This is a genomic window from Butyrivibrio sp. TB (assembly GCF_900110805.1).
Lineage (GTDB): Bacteria > Bacillota > Clostridia > Lachnospirales > Lachnospiraceae > Butyrivibrio > Butyrivibrio fibrisolvens_C.
The window spans coordinates 71,546-88,955 of record NZ_FOER01000008.1; the positions used below are offsets into that span (position 1 = coordinate 71,546).

Consider the following 17,410-nt stretch of genomic DNA (forward strand, 5'->3'; position numbering starts at 1 on the left):
TTTTATTCCTCCTCTCTTATCACCGACGTAACCCTAACCGCATACTTTTTTTCCGAAGTACCGGGAAGTGCCGTAAATTTATCAATATCTCCCACATATACATGCATTTCCTGAGTTACTTTGGAATCAAGTCTTATAATATCGCCAAGCTGCAGCTGCACAAAGTCACTGACAGATACCTGGCACTTTCCAAGTACAGCTTTGACAGGAACATCGATTTTCCTGACAAGTGATTCAAGGAATTCAGAATCATTCTCTTCATTATGCCTTTGCATACTGGAGAACCAGTACTTGGTATTGAGACGATCCATTACACTTTCCAGTGTAAAAAAAGGAAGACAGAAGTTCATAAGTCCTTCCACATCGCCTATTTTCATATTCAGTGTTACAATAGCGATCATATCAGTAGGTGATATGACCTGGGCGAACTGAGGATTGGTCTCTATTCTGTCAAGAATAGGATCGATATTAACAACGTTCTCCCATGGTTCAACAAGCTGCTGGACACAGATAGTTACCATCTTCTCTATAAGCGGCATCTCTATATCTGTAAAAGGCCTGGGTCTGTCAAGAGCAGTTCCCTCACCTCCCAGCATTCTGTCTATAAAAGCAAATCCGATATTGGACTGGACTTCTACTATTATCTGACCCTGCAAAGGATTAAAATTAACTATTCCAAGGATTACAGGGTTTGAAAGAGCATTGGAAAACTCGGAGAAAGTAACTGTTTCTGAGTTCTCTACTGTGATCTGTACATTTTTTCTAAGATAAAGAGGCATAGTTGTAGCAAGGAGTCTTCCGTAGTGCTCGAAGATGATCTCAAGAGTCCTAAGATGCTCTTTAGAGAACTTCGCAGGGCGTCTGAAATCATAGTCCTTGACCTTCTTCTCATCGGCCTTGGACATCTCCTCTACATCAAGTTCACCCGTTGACAGCGCCGCCAGCAGGTTATCTATCTCATTTTGGCTAAGGACATCACTCATATAATTCTCCCATAAGTCCCTATGTTACATCTTAACCGGCAAGAACGAACTAAAGCTTATGTCATAAATAAATGCTGAACCAAAATAATCCTGAACCTTATCAAGAATCTCTCTCTCTATGGCAGCCTGATTATCTGAGATATTGTCATAGTTGTACTGGGATACAACTTCGTTGGCTATAGATTTGATCTTGGATGTGGCACCTGCAAGGCTTTCACTGGATCCAAGAGTTGCATAATCAGAATTCACCGTATCCATGGATATGTTAAGAGAGCACTGAAGGATCGCAGCCTGACCGCTATCTGTCTTAGCAAGAGATATCTGAATATCTGTGATCTCGAAGTTGGCTGTCTCTGCAGCTGTGATATCAGATGCCTGCCTTGCAAATCCGGAACTGGTACCGGCTCCACCGCCGGCTTCAAGTTCAAGAGCTGCTGCAATATCTGATATTACTGTAGCTGTCTTCTGGTTGGTCTGCATAACTGACAGCATTACTATTCCGGTTAATACTGTATTGATCACAAGAAGAGCCAGAATAATGATCGCCAGCATATTCCTTTTCATATTTACCTCCAAACTCCTGGAAATAAGCTCTTAGCTACTAATGTTACAGGCTCTGGGGAAGTCATTTTTCAAAGAAAAATGACTTCTCGGATTTAAAATCCCCCTTGGGGATTTTAACATCCTAGTATTGAGCACTAAGTGGGTTGTAGATCCTTATCTCTACACGTCTGTTCTTGGCCCTGCCTTCTGCGGTGGTATTGTCCGCAACCGGCTGATACTCACCTCTTCCGGAGTGCTTGATATTGGCAGGATCAAGGTCTGTTGCATCGATAATATAATAAAAAACGGCAAGTGCACGTGCATCCGACAGTTCATCATTATTGGCAAACTGTGATGTATGAATAGGCACGTTATCTGTGTGACCTTCTATCTCTATAGTGCCGCCAGCGTAGCTTGAAAGCACGGCGCCAACTTTATCAAGAACAGGATATGCGCTCTCCTGAACCTGTGCACTACCTGATGCAAAAAGGAGCGATCCATTAATAGTAAGCTGTACGTACTGACTCGTATAATTTAGAACTACATCTGATATAACTTCCTCTTCTGTAAGCTCAGCCTTCTCAGAATCAGTCATTCCGGCCTGCAAAGCTTCTGTCACTTCCTTGGCAAGATTCTCTGAAGCTTCCATCTGAGCTGCTTCCAGCATAGCCTCTGCTTCAGATACATCGGGAGCTCCCACTGCGCTTTGATCTCCGGACGTGGCATCTGTCGGGTTCTGGGCATCACCTGATGCTGCTGCCCCCATAGAAGTAGTATATGCAGACAGCGAACTTAGCTGTGATACACCATCTCCTATCAGTGCTCCATCACCAAGAGCGTTCTGACCACCAGAGAAAATACCAAAAGCCGCACTAAAAGAAGCTGCAACTTCCTCATACTTGGCCGCATCCAAAGTTGACATCGAGAAAAGAAGTACGAAGAAACACAAAAGCAGATTCATAAGATCGCCAAATGTACCCTGCCAGGCAGGACATCCTTTTTTAGGCGGGGCTTCTTTTTTTGCTTTAGCCATTACTCACCTCCGCCACCGTTAGCTGCGTCGTAAGCTTCTCTTTCTGATGGAGTCATAAATGCCTTAAGCTTTTCTTCTGTAACTCTGGGGTTCTCGCCTGCCTGAATAGACAAGATTCCTTCTATCATAACCCCTTTATAAGTAAGTTCCTGATCATTATCGAATTTTAATTTTTCTGCTACAGGGAAACATATCCAGTTAGCAATTGCAGATCCGTAGAATGTAGTGATAAGAGCAACCGCCATGTTAGGTCCAAGTGATGATGCATCAGACATGTTATTGAGCATGTTAACAAGTCCTATAAGTGTACCGATCATACCCCAGGAAGGTCCCTGGCTGGCCCAGTCCTCAAAGAACTTGATATTCAATTTATGTCTTGCATCAACCGCATCAATTTCTGCTTCCAGAATAGCTCTTACAAGTTCAGGCTCGGTACCGTCTGCTGTTAATAGGAGTCCCTTTTTAAGAAGAGGATCCTCGATACCGTTAGCCGCTTCTTCCAAAGCAAGAAGTCCTTCTTTTCTTGCAGTGTTGGACAAATCGACAATCTGTTTAACAAGACCTGACATATCAAGGCTTGGCATCTTGATAACGATTCCTACAGTCTTAAGTGCACCTATGGCACCGGGTAACGTATTGGTACCCAATGTAGCAAGAAGCGAACCTCCAATTGTGATAATAACTGATGGTATATCAATATAACTGGGAATTGTTTGAAGACCACCAGCAGTTGCAATTCCTATAAGAATGATAAATACACCGCCACCAAGCGCTGCTAATGTAGCTATATCCACGTTAAATCTCCTTTATCCAGGTTATTAACAATAGATAGACATGATTCGTACAAACAACTGCTCGCAATAAATATTTTTTATAAAAAATATTATATCACGAAATATTGTACTTGTCTGTCAATTTTATACTAAAGATACAAAATTTTTTGCAATTTTTGGTACAATTTGAACCATTAGTCACTCGCTTTTCTCGCGACATTAGGTTAAAAATCTAATATACGGTCATTATCCTTTTTGAAAAATACAAATGCCGGCAGATGCCGCCCTGGTAATAAGGGGCATCTGCTCGGTATAAATCTTATGATAAAAAACGAAATCTTATGATATAAATCTAAAACTTATGATATAAATCAAAATCTTATGATATAAATCAAAATCTTATGATATAAATCAAAATCTTATAATAGAAATCAAAATCTTATGACTTCATATCATCATCTCTTCAGATTGGTCAGCTCTTCAAGAAGTGTATCTGATACTGTAATGATACGTGAGTTGGCCTGGAAACCACGCTGTGCTGTGATCATGTTAGTGAACTCATTTGAAAGGTCTACGTTACTCATTTCCAGAACGCCTGTTGAAATTGAGCCGCCGCCTACTGTGATATCCTGAACTACAGGGTCACCGGAGTTGAGTGTTGCTGTGTAGAGGTTGTTACCAGCCTTCTCAAGACCTGATGCATTAGCAAATGTTGCAGATGCGATCTGACCTAGAAGAAGTGTCTGACCATTAGAGTATGATGCTGATATCTTACCATCCTTGGAGATGGAGATACCTGTCATAGCGCCCATCATACGACCTGTATTATTGCCTGCAAGATCACCCTTAGAAGCCTGAAGTGTTGATGTACCTGATGAGTTATAGTTAGTTGTTGTACTAAGGTCAAGATATACGTCTGTCCAAGGGTTAACAGTATCATCCATATCAGGATTGAAATTGAGCACGATCTTATCAGTTGTGATAGTTGAATATCCTATTCCATTCTCTGTTCCATCTGCCTGTTTGAATGTCGCACCTGTGTATGAACCATTCGCATGGTCGTAGTTGAGTGTCATCTCATTACGGTTGTACTCTGTTGCTATTGTCTTATAAGAATTATCAGTAATAGTAAGATTAGCTTCGCCGTTGGCATCCATCTCTATTGTGTAAGTATCCAGAGGTTCGCTTGTATCATAATCTGCACTTGATATACCAAAAGCATTCTTAACAAGAGATGAAAGTTCTGTCATATTACCTGAAGTATTAACCTCTTCCGAAGTTGTAAGAGATACTGTAACAGTTGTACCTGCTACTGATGCTGAGTAACCGGATCCTGTATCAAGTGTATACTCACTGTCTTCATAGCTTGTAAGCTGAAGTCCTGAGTTGGATATAACATATGATGACTGTGAATATGATGATTTGGATATATAATTTGCTGCCTTGGTCTTATCAATTCCAAATGCTGCAAGAATAGCATCAGCATCTGTATTGGCCATGAGATCAGCAAGACTTCCTGTGGAGTTAAGCGTATATGTTGAGATGCCGGACTTATCTGTATATACAGCAGTCTCTTTTCCTACACTTGCTGAAATGTTAGTAGTATCTGTTATGGAATAGGTATCAGTCTTACTTTCTGTTTCATCAGCCTTATAAGTGAACTTAATAGACATCTTACCTGTTGTAGTATCTACTTCGATCGCATATGTAGGAGCATATGTAGAATCTTCTTTTGTACGATATGAAGAAAGAGTCTCATCTGATATGCCAAAACAAGCTGCCAGTAAAGCCTGAGTTGTATTATCAAGTTTGCCGTTTAAGGCAAGTGTATGTGTGATAGAAGAATCCGAAGCACCTACAACTGTAACAGTTGTAGGATTATCAGTATCATCTACACTTGAATATACATATGCATTTGAAAGTGATACCGCATCAGTTGTCTTAGTAACTTCATTAGTCTCTGAATATGTTACTGTAAGTGTTCCATCTGATGACAGTGAATATGTAGCAGTATCAGGATATGCATTATACTTATCTTCGGTAAGGTCTTTATAATATCCGCGTATTGTCTCTGGAAGGTTCTTGAGATTGCCTTTAACAGGAGTTGTATTCTTGATAGCAGCACCTGATGTCACTACTGCTGTACCGCTTGTAACAACTGCTTCATAGCCGCTTGCTACGCCAAGAGATGTTGTACTTGGAACTGTAAGTGTAAGTGAATTGCCATCTGTTGTGTGATAGGTTGTAGATGACGAAAGTCCTGTAGGAATCGCATAAGCTGTTTTTAACGCAGAGGATATACCTGTGTATTTGCCGCCATCAACATCAGATGTAAGAGTACCTGTTGAGGTTGTATAGTTTATAGTTGCTACTGCACCTGATACGGATACCTTATAGGATGATGTGTTGGTATCATTTACAACGCCCTTCTTGGTTGTAAGAGATGTTGTGCCTGTATGAGAGATTGTCAGATTACCAAGATGATCCATTGTATATGTATCATTGTCATAGAAATTCACGTCATCTATTACTATGTTGTACAGGTCATTAAGTACTCCTGCATCATCCAGATCAGAGAGCTTACCGCTTGTAGGAACTGCTGAGAACATTGTAGTATCTGTAGTATTAACATCACTGTCTGTTATAGCAAAATCTGCTGTTCCCTTAGCTGCGGAATAGTTATTTACATAATAGCCTGACTTCAAAACGCCGGGTACCTGATTGGTAACACCTGCCTGATTATCATTACCAAGGTGTACCATAGCAAGCTGCTCTGCTCCTACTGATACGCCGTCGCTGTCCATGATATCTGTAAGTGTCATGGTATATGTATTCTCGGCATCATCAACGTCCTTGATAGTGAACTCTGCTGTGTAGAGATATCCAAGATTATCATAGAACTCAAGAGCTATAGTCTTACCTGCAGATGATGTGATATTGGTATCCTTGGCATCGATGTTGCCACTTACTACTGCCTGAGATGTTCCTTCAGGAGGGAATGTACTGGTCTCATCTGATATGATCTGGAGCTTGGTAAGACCGCCGTTGGTATTGATAGATGTAACACCTGTATCTTCATCAGTAACTGCCATCCATCCCATGATGTAGTAACCGTCTGACTGAGTAGCAAGATTACCATTACCATCTACATAGAATGAACCATCTCTTGTGTATACATTCTGAGTTCCGTCATTGACGATAAAGAATGCATCACCGGATATCATAAGATCGTATGGATTGTTTGTAGTCTGAGTTGCGCCCTGAGTCTCTATCGCTGTTGCTATAGAAGCTGACTGAGCACCAAGACCTATCTGACGGGCATTGACACCACCGGTTGTTTCGGTTGAGCCTGATGCGTGCTGTGTTGTCTGGTACATAAGATCTGCAAAGCTGATAGACTGTGATTTGAAAGATGTGGTGTTAACATTGGCGATGTTGTTACCAATAACGTCCATCTTGGTCTGATGAGTCTTGAGACCTGCAACACCTGAATACATTGATCTTAACATAGATAAAACCTCCTACTATAGAGCACCGGGAGATAATAATTGCTTTCTACAATAATAACTCTTGGGTACTGGTAGGAGCAGAATGCTTTAACTTTAAAATCCTTCTGTCAGTCGGGATTTTAAAAGACCTCTTTGTAGAAAAAAACTTTCTCTTTTTTCTTAAGTCCGGCCTTATGCAATTACTGCTCCGTCGATATTTGTAAATACTTTGCTATCACTTGAATCTTCCTGATTCATGGCTGTCACCACTGTGTTATTGGGTATGTTGACTATAAATGCCAGTGAATCAACAAGTATAAGTGATTCGTTAATTCCTTTCTCTCCTGCCTGTATCTTTCCCTGGTTCAGGCGTTCAAGCTGATCTTTGGATATTTCGATATTTCTGTCATTGAGCCTTGCCGTAGCATGTTTTGAGAATTTTAACGGCTCATTTCTTTTGGCCAGTTCCTGGGCTTTGTCAAGAATCGATGAGAATGACTCTTGTCCACTGTTTATCTTAGGACTACTATTAACTGTCTTTTCTTTGCCAAGGTACTGCCCCTGAACTTGATCTATGGAAAGAAAGGAGGGATTAAAACTATTCATTTGATATCCTTACTCCTTTCTATCTTCCGGAGATAATCACTTAGATAGGGCTTATCTCCGGAACGTCCTTTACCTTATCGTGTAGCTTATTTAGTAACTTGTTTTGATGACTTTACCGGTAACTTGTCCGGCAATCTGTCAGATGCCATATCAGGTGTCTTCTTTGTCTTCATTATTTAACGATTCTACAGGCTGCGAAGTGTTAGTATTCTCTGTCTCTTTGGCTGCCTGATCGATAAGGTCTGCGTACTTAAGCGCATACTGTGATATCTTGGAAAGCTCTGCTGTCGAGAAGAATTGTGATACATCGCCTGACATTGCTGTCATTGTTTCATAATTAGCAAGCATTCTCTCAAGTCTGTCCTTGTCAGCATAGAGTGTTACATAATCTACGCCGGGAAGCTTATCAAGGTCTTTTCTTACGGACTCTGCAAGCTGAGTGTTGTCAAAATAGGTTCCGTCTACAACTGCTGTAACATCATCAAGCTTATACTTGTTGCCGTTAACGCTCACATAAGAAGTGCCGCTTTCGTAGGTCACAAAGTCAACCTTACCTTCAACTGTTAATTTGGTCTCGCCAGTCTCTTCATCTACCTGAGTGATCTGAACTGTCTTACCAACCATGTCTGCTGCTCTGTTAAGAGCTACCGTATTGGAGAGGTTCTGCATCTGCTCAACCTGTGTGAACTGCGCATACTGTGAGATATACTCGGTGTTGGATGTAGGTTCCAGAGGATCCTGATATTTCATCTGTGCACACAGAAGCTGCATGAACTGTTCTTTATATTCGCCTAGTTTGTTGGTTGTAGTTGAGTCTTTTTTCTCAGAAGCTGCCTGACCGTTATTTACGATAACTCCATCTTTTACTATTGCATCTACTGCCATTTCTATTACCTCATTTCTCTAGCAGAAATAGATCTGCTACATGACTTTAATAGTGACTTTGTAATAAGCTTGTTTAAGCCATGTAATCAACGGTCTGTCCATTTGCTGCCATCATTTCGGCTGCCAGCCTTGTTTCTTCGTCGAGCTCCAAGGTATCCTCCTGCAATAGGTCCGGATCTCCAAGGTTGATTCTCCGTATTCTGCTCTGACGTTTTGTTTCCTGTTCTGAAGCGTTCTGCTGGTTGCCTTGTTCTAAGTTTTGTTCGAATGCATGTGCATCTACTGTAACTTCTACTGCATTTACTTTGATGCCCTGCTCGTCAAGCTGTTGTCTTAACTGCATCAGCTGTGTCTGAAGCGCTGCCCCTGCTTCCTGTGTTGATGCTGTAAACTTAGCTGTAACTCCGCCGCCTTGTGCCTGCTCTACCATGACTTTTACTGTTCCAAGACTTGCGGGATGGAGCTGTATCTCCATTGATGTCATTTCCTCTTTGATGTTTACTTTCATATGCTCTGTGATCTGGTTTATGATGTCTATCTGACTTGTGGTAGTGCTTTTTGCTGCCTCTTTAGCTCCTGCTGCTTCACTAAATGCACTCTCTAAGTCTTTTACCATCTGCTGATAAGGATTCATCAAAGGAGTTTTAATTCCTTCATTTTGTGAAAAAAGATTCTTGCCTTCTTCGCTTCGTTCATCACTCTGACTGTCTTTTTTCTCAGAACCCTTATTTACTGTCACCTGTTCATTAGTAGTTACCGCTTTGTCTTCTACTTTGATCTCGATCTTGTCTTCTAAGTCTTTGGGCTGCTTATCTTTTAGAACTTTGATAAACTCATTTTCCTGTCCTTGCGTTTGCCCTTTTTCTTCTAAGTTTTTGACTGTTTCAAGCATCTTACTTATCTCTTCGGGCTCTGTCTCGTAATCTGCTGCTATGTCCTCCATCATCTTACGAGCACTTTCAAGTAGGTTTTGAAGTGATGATGATAAGTCTTCATCCATCAGGACTTCTGCTACATCACCCGTGCCGGTGACTTCCATTACCACTTGTGTCAGATTCTCAGGATTAAAAAGATCTGTAAGTGTCATTCCAAGCTGATTTAGAATTTCTAATACTTCTTCATCTGTAACATCAAGTTCATCGGCGATCTGTGAGATAAGTTCTTTACCTGCTTCTTCGACGTCTTGAACTACTTTGTCTATCTGGTTTTCAAGGTCTGTGGTACTTATGTCTTCATTCCCGTTTATTTGGGGATCCTTGATGTCGATTTCCTTTGATTCATCTTTCTTTACGTCTACTTTTGAATCTTTGTTGTCATTATTCAGTTTTACTTTAGGACTCACCTTTTTTGGTGAAGCTCCCTGACCGGTGTTTTGCAGCGTCTTGTCTAATTGGTTAGTCTGATCCGAACCTGCTATGTTCGAAAGTCTTGCATCTGTGATAACACTGCCAAAATCATCACCTTTTGCCTGTTGTACTTTACTTACTACCTTTGTAGCTGCAGTCGCCACCTGTGGCATCATCGAAAGTATAGAGGCATCGTACACTGTGTTACCCGGCATGTACGCTCACTCCTTTCCTGCTACATCTGTGACGTCCTTGTCCTTGGATTTTGCATTTAGAGAGAGTTTGAATCTGTATGTTTCAAGCTCTTATAAAGACGCGCTTCCCTGCGCATATATTACCTGTCATCACATATATCGGAGCAAATTGCAAAAGGAATAACCTTTTCTGATAAAAACTTCCTTCTCTTAATCAGTGTATTATCAATAAAGGCTATGCCGGTGATGTGAACTTCAGGGAGGCAGAGTATAAATTGTTGCCACGCTATAATTGTTTTATAAATTCATGGCATGCTATCTGGCGTTTTTTATTCTGGGGTCCAAACTCGCTTCGCTCATACATGTGGACCCCTGGCAGAATAAAAAACTCCAGCTATCATACTCATGAATTTATATAAAACAATTAAAAGCGTGGCAACAATTTATACTCTGTCTCCCCGAAGCTCACATCACCTTTTAATTTATGAAAATGCTACTTCAGTCAAGCAGTTTGAGCTTCTATGTTTTATATAACAATATAAAGCACAAAAATAAGGAGCTGTGAAATATGATTTCTCATTTTTTCACAGCCCCTTATCATGCCTTGTAATTGAAGCTTTTACATAAAGCTTGTTTATACTTGACGCTTCATTATGTTAAGCGTCCAAACCAAAAGATTACTTTTAATCCTGCAGCGATGAGATAGAATCTACAAAATCGTTTACCTGATCTTGGAATGAGCTTATCTTTTCTTCAAAAGCTTCCACTATGCTTCTAAGATGAGCTGTCTGTGCAATTATCGCTTGAGAATCTGACCTTCCAAGGCTCTTTGAAAGACTCTTTAATGTTCCCGTATAACCTTTTATAGCTGCTTTATGAGCAGGTATAGCTGAATGCAATATTCCAAGCTGACCAACCATTTCTGTGATCTTGCCAAAGTCGCTTCTATGCTTGAAATCGTCCTCATCCATTATATCATCAAGCTCATCTTCTGCATCGTCAAGCTCATCTTTGATGTCATCAAGGCGGTCTTCAAGTTCATCCAGCATGTCCTCAAGTTCATCGCACTGCTGCTCGGCTTCTTCATAGAGAGACTCTTCAAGACTTTCCCTGCATTCTTCGTCAATATCGCCACCTGAATAAGTGATATTAAAAAAATTATTACCCTTTTCAGGTTTGGAGCGCTTCCCGGCAAGCTTTTGTTTGATAGCCTGAGTGGAATACCTATCTCCTCCATACTGAGAGATTGACGGCCATCCGTCCTTGAAGACCAGGTTGTGCCTCTGTGGTCTGTAGTCTTCATACTCATCAGGCTCATCCTTAAGATCAAGATAAGCAGATGGTTCACGGGCTGGAAGTACAGCCATAGGAGCCTTGCCGGCCACAAAAGAGAATGTGACAGTTACACCATCCTGAACATCCGGCGTTACAAAAGGAAGTTCATAAAGCTCCCATCCCTTTTGATGTAGTAGCGGGTGAATAAAGTTCCTGTTAAGCTTATAGATCCTGCTGTTACCATCGTCACCCATAAAGGTAACTTTGAAAAGGCAGGTCTCATCACCTTTTTCATTCTCGCCGCCGTTAAGCCAGAATATAAAATGATATTCAGTTAATGGGGAAAGTGTAAAGTCCTTAGATCTGGCAACCTTCTCGCGATCGTCCCAATTACCAAGCATCAAAGCTTCTGTAAGTGTTCCGTCCATCACGCTGGTCATATAAGAGATATCTGCATCGCGGCGAATCCATTCATCGCCATTAAAAGTAATATAATTCATGGATTTTTCCTCCGAAATAGTCATATTATCGGACGAAGCATCCAATGCAGACATTCGAATGGTCCCGCTGCCTACATAGCATGCTCGCCCATTCTTAACAAGACCCTTTGCCCTCTTAGGGTATGTGGTCCCAATAATGTCTCCGTTTGCATCTGTAACTGTAATGTTTTTTGTCATGGGTGTCTTCCCCTTTTACAAGATGTTAACTTTAATGTAGATATAGATTTAGTATAAAATCACAGCCCTCGTTTTTTATCATGGGTATCATCCCCAGACCAGATTTCATCTATTTTTTATGCTAGCATCGCTATTTATGAATGTCAACAATATTCTTATCAATCTCCCACTATACTTTTTATATAAAAATTATATATAAAGTATATAAAAAAGCTACTGCATCCGTTTTCTATGCAGTAGTTTTTTATACAGTAACTTTACATATTTCTATTTACAGACTTCCCACTTGGACGGTGCAGTATCACCAAAGACTTTGCTGGGGCAGGCAGTATATAGATCATTGCCATGCTTTTTAATCGTTTTATAAAATTCATGAGCGTGATAGATGGAGATTTCCATTCTGCCCGGGGTCTGCATGTCTGAGCGAAGCGAGTTTCAGACCCCAGAATGGGAATCGCCAGATATCATGCCATGAATTATAAAACGATTAACAGCATGGCAATGATCTATATACTGCCTGCCCCAGCAAAGTCTTTGGTGATACTGCACCGTCCAAGTGGGAAGTCATAGTTGCCTCTAACTTCCCGAAGCACTTTTGCCGTTGTTCAGTTCCGGAAGTCCTTCAGGCTCTAGGAGCTCAGTAACTTTCTCTGCCACCTCAGTATCGAGTTTACCCATGATCTTGGCTCTGTCATCACTTCCCATCTGCTGAAGGATCCTTGCAACAAGAGTTATGTTAGACATATTATTAAAAATAGCTGCTGCTTCCTTGGGTTTCATTGCAGTAAAAGTTGCAGCATAGACCTTAACTTCTTCATCAGAGATTTCGTCAGAAGCAATCTGTTCATAGATCTCAGCAGCTTCCTCAGGTGCTATCATTGCATAATAAGACGCGTATGCACTAGCGTCGGGAGCGTTGTCGTTGTAGACAATGTCCTGATAGAACTGTTGTCTTTGCTTATCGAACTCTGCCTGCTCTTCTTCAAAAGGCTCAAGTCTTGCAACTTCAGCATTGAGTTTGTCTATGGTCGCTGCATAAGAAGCATTTAAAGCAAGCTGTCTGGACAGTTCCTGTTCAAGAGATGCAACATAGTCAGAATTATCGGCTACGACCTGGCTTGAATCTTCGCCGCTATTATTCATCTGCACTGTTTGCGCCCCCGGGAGAAGATTCTTTATATAAGGAATGTCCTTAAGCGCAGGCGTAAGGGTATCGCCAAGTCCCAGGATGTTGAATTTGATCATAATGGCCATAAGAAGCAACCATACCAGTATTATGAGGAGTATCAGAAGAAAAGAACCAAGACCTCCATGGATATCTCCATTAAGCTCTGCTTCCGCTTCTTCCATTTCTTTTGCACGCAGTCTTGCCTCTTTAGCTGCAGCTTTCTGATCACTCCTAAGCTGCTTTCTGTCAGCTTTAAGCTGTTTCATTGCCTCCTTGGGATCATCTGGCAATGTGTATGCCGGTCTTTCGGGCTCTTGTTCCTTTTTCTTCTTATCTGCCATAATAGTTCCTTCCTTACGTCTTTATATTGTGATCAGACATAGCTATCTTCCTTGCGTTTTTTATTGTGGTCAGACATAGCTATCTTCCTTGCGCATTGTTTTCTTTATTCTTTCTGTCACTGATCCTCTGACCATAGGTAAAACTGGTTCTCTGGTCGCTTTCCTTAAACTCAGCATCTTTTTCTTCCTGAAGATATTCCTGATATGCTCTCTCACGAAGTGTCTCCTGCATCTTGCGCTCCTGCATATCTTTGGAGAGTTTGATCCTTGCTTCATCTACAACTTTTTCAGCCCGCTCTATATTGAGCTTTTGATCTTCTATCTGAGCTTTTACATTCTCAACCGCATTCCGGTTAAACAGAATCTCATTTACATCCAGTATACTTTTTTGAAGTTCTTCGCCTTGAAACAGATAATCTTCCAGCCGTCTTTGAAGCGATTCCATTTTGTCCAGTTCTTCATTAAGGTGCATCTGCGCTACACCAAATTCCATCTTGGACTGATTCTCAGTCTTGATCTTTAGATTGAGTACACTTTGCATGCTATAGACAAATTTTGCCATGTAAATCCTCTTTTGACCAGATTGGTCTGAGCCGCTCTGAATCTAGCTTTGCGACCGGCTTGGTCATTTTAAGGCGCTTTGCGCCTTGTTTTTAGCAAGGCATAGCTCCTAAGAAAGCCTTTATTTCTTGGGTTCGTCAGGAAAAAGAGTCTCAAGCTGGTCTATGATCTCTTCGAAGGAAAACTTCTCATCCGTTGACTGGAGTAGAAAATCATTGACTGCATCTATCTTCTCGATGGCATAATCAATATTCTTGTTAGCACCCTTCCTGTAGGCCCCGATATTGATAAGATCTTCTGCATCATTGTAGGTTGCCATTACATTTTTGAACTTACCTGCAGCCCTCTTTTGCTGAGGAGATGCTATGGCAGACATACATCTTGAGATACTTTGAAGTACATCTATTGCAGGATAATGGTTCTTTTGTGCCAACTTACGGTTTAGAACTATATGTCCGTCCAGGATCGATCTTGCTGTATCTGTGATAGGCTCATTGAAGTCATCACCATCTACAAGCACTGTATATAGGCCTGTTATAGATCCTTTCTGAGACTTGCCGGCTCTTTCCAAGAGTTTGGGCATCTCGGCATATACAGACGGCGGATAGCCTCTTGATACAGGAGGTTCGCCGCTGGCAAGCCCTATCTCTCTTTGTGCCATAGAAAAACGTGTCAGTGAGTCCATCATAAGAAGAACATCCTTGCCCTGATCCCTAAAATACTCTGCTATTGACGTTGCTGTCTTAGCTGCCTTGACACGTTCTAGGGCCGGCTTATCTGAAGTTGCTACTACTACTACAGATCTCTGGACGCCTTCTTCGCCAAGATCTCTTTCTATGAACTCTCTAACCTCTCTTCCACGCTCTCCGATCAGGGCTATTACGTTGATATCTGCCTTAGTATTGCGAGCGAACATACCAAGGAGGGTGGATTTGCCGACTCCGGAACCTGCAAATATCCCTATACGCTGCCCCTTACCGACAGTCAGAAGTCCGTCAACAGCTTTAACGCCAAGCGGCAGTACTTCTGATATCGGATCTCTTGACATAGGGTCCGGAGGCTGGTTCTCAACAGAATAAGAGATTCCATTTTCCAGGACATGTCCCTGACCATAGCTGGTTCCATCAATACGGCCAAGCCCATCAAGTGTCTGACCAAGAAGACCATCACCAACATTAACTCTAAGAGGCGACTCTGTATTTTCCACGATAGAGCCGCTTCCTATTCCGCTGGTATTCTCATATGGCATAAGCTGCACTCTTCCATTTGAAAAGCCTACAACTTCAGCCATAGTGGGCTTTCCGGAATATTTAACAGGAGATTCATCCCCTTTTTGTTTGGGATAGATATAGCAAATATCGCCCATCTTGGCATCGGGCCCTGCTGACTCGATTGTAAGACCGACGATATTTATGACCTTTCCCCTTGTTCTGTAAAAGGTCTGAGTTTCAAGTTTTCTATATCTGCCAAAATCTATAAGTCCACCTGACATAAGGTCTCCTACTAATTCCTACGGTCAAAAGAAAGAAGCTTTATCTTTCTTCCGAGTTCTTCAAGCTCAACTCCAACGCTGCAGTCAAAGATTCCGCCATCAGTTTCGATAATGCACTCATTTTCTTTAAGTGTAGGATCTTCTACAAGTTCAAGTACCGTATCCGGGCTTACTACGTTTTGCATGAGCTGTTCCTTGGCATCTGTGATCATGTCATAGTCATCAGGCGAAATGTGTATAAGAAGGCTTCCGCTTGAATCTATCCTTGAAAGAGCCGTCTGGAGAAGGTGAAGGATTATCTCCTTATCATCTTTAAAGGATACGTTGAACACATGCTCGTAGATCCTTGTCAGTGTATCAACCATCTCAGGTTCTACAGACTGGGTCATACGCTCGTATCTTGCCTCAAGCTCTTTCTCTTTTTTCTGAAGGGTCTTCTCTATCTTGTCTTCAGACTTACTCATGCCTTCCTGAAAACCTTCGTCGTAACCTTGGCGGTGGCCTTCTTCCCTTGCCTGACTCAGAATCTGATCAGCCTGAGCTCTGGCATCAGCAACTATCTGATTGGCCTGTACCTGAGCATCGTTTAATATCTGATCTATATCTTTTTGAATATTTGGAGGCATATCTCCCGGACCGCCATATGAAGGATCCTGCCCGCCGTATTCGTCGCCCGGCATCTGGCTCGGAGAATCCGGCATCATGCCGCTTTCGCCATCAAAATCAGACAGACTCATCTCAGAGGGCATTGCATCCATTCCATCCATACCCTCCTGATCTTCCATCAGTCTGTCAATCGGTTCTGCAGGAAGTCCTTCGTTAAAAGAGGGTTCGTACGTGTCATCCATGCCGTCCATGCCTTCTTCAGTCTGCATCTGGGCACTTTGCCTTGCACGGCGCCGCATCTCTTCCTCGTAAGACTCCTGAATCTTGATATCAGACAGCTCATTATTATCGATGATTCTTGTATCTTCACTATCAAGAGTTACCCACATGCCTTTTACAAGATTAGACAACTATATCATCACCTCCGCCCCTGGAGATTACGATCTCGCCGGAATCTTCAAGCTTTCTGATAATGTTAACGATCTTCTGCTGAGCTTCTTCAACATCCTTCATACGAACAGGACCCATGAAGTCCATATCTTCCTTGATCATAACTGCAAGACGCTTTGAAAGGTTGTTGAAAATCGCAGTCTGAACCTGCTCATTTGCACCTTTACAAGCAAGAGACAGATCTGAGTTATCAACATCGCGAAGTACTCTCTGAATCGAACGGTCATCCAGCATGAGGATATCTTCGAATACGAACATCTTCTTACGGATCTCATCAGCAAGCTCGGGCTCTTCGATCTCGAGAGTTTCCATGATATGCTTTTCTGTCTGACGATCAACTGTATTGAGAATCTCAACAACAGCATCGACACCGCCGATGATCGTATAATCCTGGTTAACAAGAGACGACAGCTTGGTCTCAAGTACTTTTTCTACATCCTTGATAGTATCCGGACTCGTTCTATCCATAGTCGCTATCCTCTTGGCAACATCTGCCTGTCTGTCAGGAGTAAGGGCACCCAGGATCTGCGAGCTCTGCGCTGGTGACATGTAGGACAAAATAAGTGCGATCGTCTGAGGATGCTCATCCTGTATGAAAGTAAGTATCTGTGAAGGGTCAGTCTTTCTGATAAATTCAAAAGGCTTAACCTGCAAGGATGCAGTAAGTTTACTGATAACATCCATAGCCTTGTCTTCACCAAGTGCTTTTTCAAGGAGTTCCTTGGCATATGTGATACCGCCTTCAGCAATGTACTGCTGAGCAAGACATACGCCGTAGAAATCATTGATAACAGCCTCTTTTATCTCAGAGCTTACAGATCTTGTGTTGGCAATCTCCAGAGTGAGCTCCTCAATCTCCTCCTCCTTCAGGTATTTAAAGATAAGAGATGACTTCTCGGGTCCAAGCGCGATGAGAAGTATCGCCGCCTTCTGTGTGCCTGAAAGGTTGTCTGTCAAATTTGACGCAGGCGCCATGCCTTGCATTAAGC

The 17,410-nt window shown here is 42.0% G+C and carries 14 protein-coding genes; all 14 read right to left on the reverse strand.

The window, feature by feature from the left end:
• Window positions 1-2: 2 nt before the first annotated feature.
• The gene (gene fliM / locus BMX21_RS07065) at window positions 3-983 is read right to left on the reverse strand and encodes a flagellar motor switch protein FliM (protein ID WP_092042755.1); all 981 of its coding nucleotides are present in this window, start codon (window positions 981-983) and stop codon (window positions 3-5) included.
• A gap of 24 nt (window positions 984-1,007) precedes the next feature.
• On the reverse strand, window positions 1,008-1,547 hold the full coding sequence (locus BMX21_RS07070) for a flagellar basal body-associated FliL family protein (protein WP_022752862.1): 540 nt from the start codon (window positions 1,545-1,547) through the stop codon (window positions 1,008-1,010).
• Window positions 1,548-1,668: 121 nt separating this feature from the next.
• On the reverse strand, window positions 1,669-2,559 hold the full coding sequence (locus BMX21_RS07075) for an OmpA/MotB family protein (protein WP_092042758.1): 891 nt from the start codon (window positions 2,557-2,559) through the stop codon (window positions 1,669-1,671).
• Window positions 2,559-3,353 carry a motility protein A gene (locus BMX21_RS07080; protein WP_022752864.1) on the reverse strand — a complete coding sequence of 265 codons (795 nt, stop codon included), beginning with the start codon at window positions 3,351-3,353 and terminating at the stop codon, window positions 2,559-2,561. The genes BMX21_RS07075 and BMX21_RS07080 overlap by 1 nt, the downstream gene beginning before the upstream one ends.
• 434 nt (window positions 3,354-3,787) lie before the next feature.
• On the reverse strand, window positions 3,788-6,841 hold the full coding sequence (locus tag BMX21_RS07085) for a flagellar hook-basal body complex protein (protein WP_092042761.1): 3,054 nt from the start codon (window positions 6,839-6,841) through the stop codon (window positions 3,788-3,790).
• A 171-nt stretch (window positions 6,842-7,012) separates the two neighbouring features.
• Window positions 7,013-7,426: a TIGR02530 family flagellar biosynthesis protein gene (locus tag BMX21_RS07090; RefSeq protein WP_027204199.1), complete on the reverse strand. Its 414-nt coding sequence runs from the start codon at window positions 7,424-7,426 to the stop codon at window positions 7,013-7,015.
• 150 nt (window positions 7,427-7,576) lie between these two features.
• Window positions 7,577-8,311, reverse strand: coding sequence for a flagellar hook capping FlgD N-terminal domain-containing protein (locus BMX21_RS07095; RefSeq protein ID WP_092042764.1), 735 nt, complete (start codon window positions 8,309-8,311; stop codon window positions 7,577-7,579).
• Window positions 8,312-8,384: 73 nt separating this feature from the next.
• Complete coding sequence (locus BMX21_RS07100; RefSeq protein ID WP_092042767.1) at window positions 8,385-9,872, reverse strand: flagellar hook-length control protein FliK; 1,488 nt, start codon at window positions 9,870-9,872, stop codon at window positions 8,385-8,387.
• A gap of 662 nt (window positions 9,873-10,534) precedes the next feature.
• A complete protein-coding gene (locus BMX21_RS07105; protein WP_092042770.1) occupies window positions 10,535-11,803 on the reverse strand; it encodes a hypothetical protein in 1,269 nt (422 codons plus the stop codon).
• 576 nt (window positions 11,804-12,379) lie between these two features.
• Window positions 12,380-13,312 carry a magnesium transporter MgtE N-terminal domain-containing protein gene (locus tag BMX21_RS07110; protein ID WP_092042773.1) on the reverse strand — a complete coding sequence of 311 codons (933 nt, stop codon included), beginning with the start codon at window positions 13,310-13,312 and terminating at the stop codon, window positions 12,380-12,382.
• A 79-nt stretch (window positions 13,313-13,391) separates the two neighbouring features.
• On the reverse strand, window positions 13,392-13,874 hold the full coding sequence (locus BMX21_RS07115) for a flagellar export protein FliJ (RefSeq protein ID WP_022752872.1): 483 nt from the start codon (window positions 13,872-13,874) through the stop codon (window positions 13,392-13,394).
• 120 nt (window positions 13,875-13,994) lie between these two features.
• Window positions 13,995-15,365, reverse strand: coding sequence for a flagellar protein export ATPase FliI (gene fliI / locus BMX21_RS07120; protein ID WP_092042776.1), 1,371 nt, complete (start codon window positions 15,363-15,365; stop codon window positions 13,995-13,997).
• A gap of 11 nt (window positions 15,366-15,376) precedes the next feature.
• On the reverse strand, window positions 15,377-16,381 hold the full coding sequence (sctL, locus tag BMX21_RS07125) for a type III secretion system stator protein SctL (RefSeq protein WP_092042778.1): 1,005 nt from the start codon (window positions 16,379-16,381) through the stop codon (window positions 15,377-15,379).
• Complete coding sequence (gene fliG / locus BMX21_RS07130) at window positions 16,374-17,396, reverse strand: flagellar motor switch protein FliG (RefSeq protein ID WP_027205417.1); 1,023 nt, start codon at window positions 17,394-17,396, stop codon at window positions 16,374-16,376. Before fliG ends, sctL begins: the two co-directional genes overlap by 8 nt.
• Window positions 17,397-17,410: the final 14 nt, after the last annotated feature.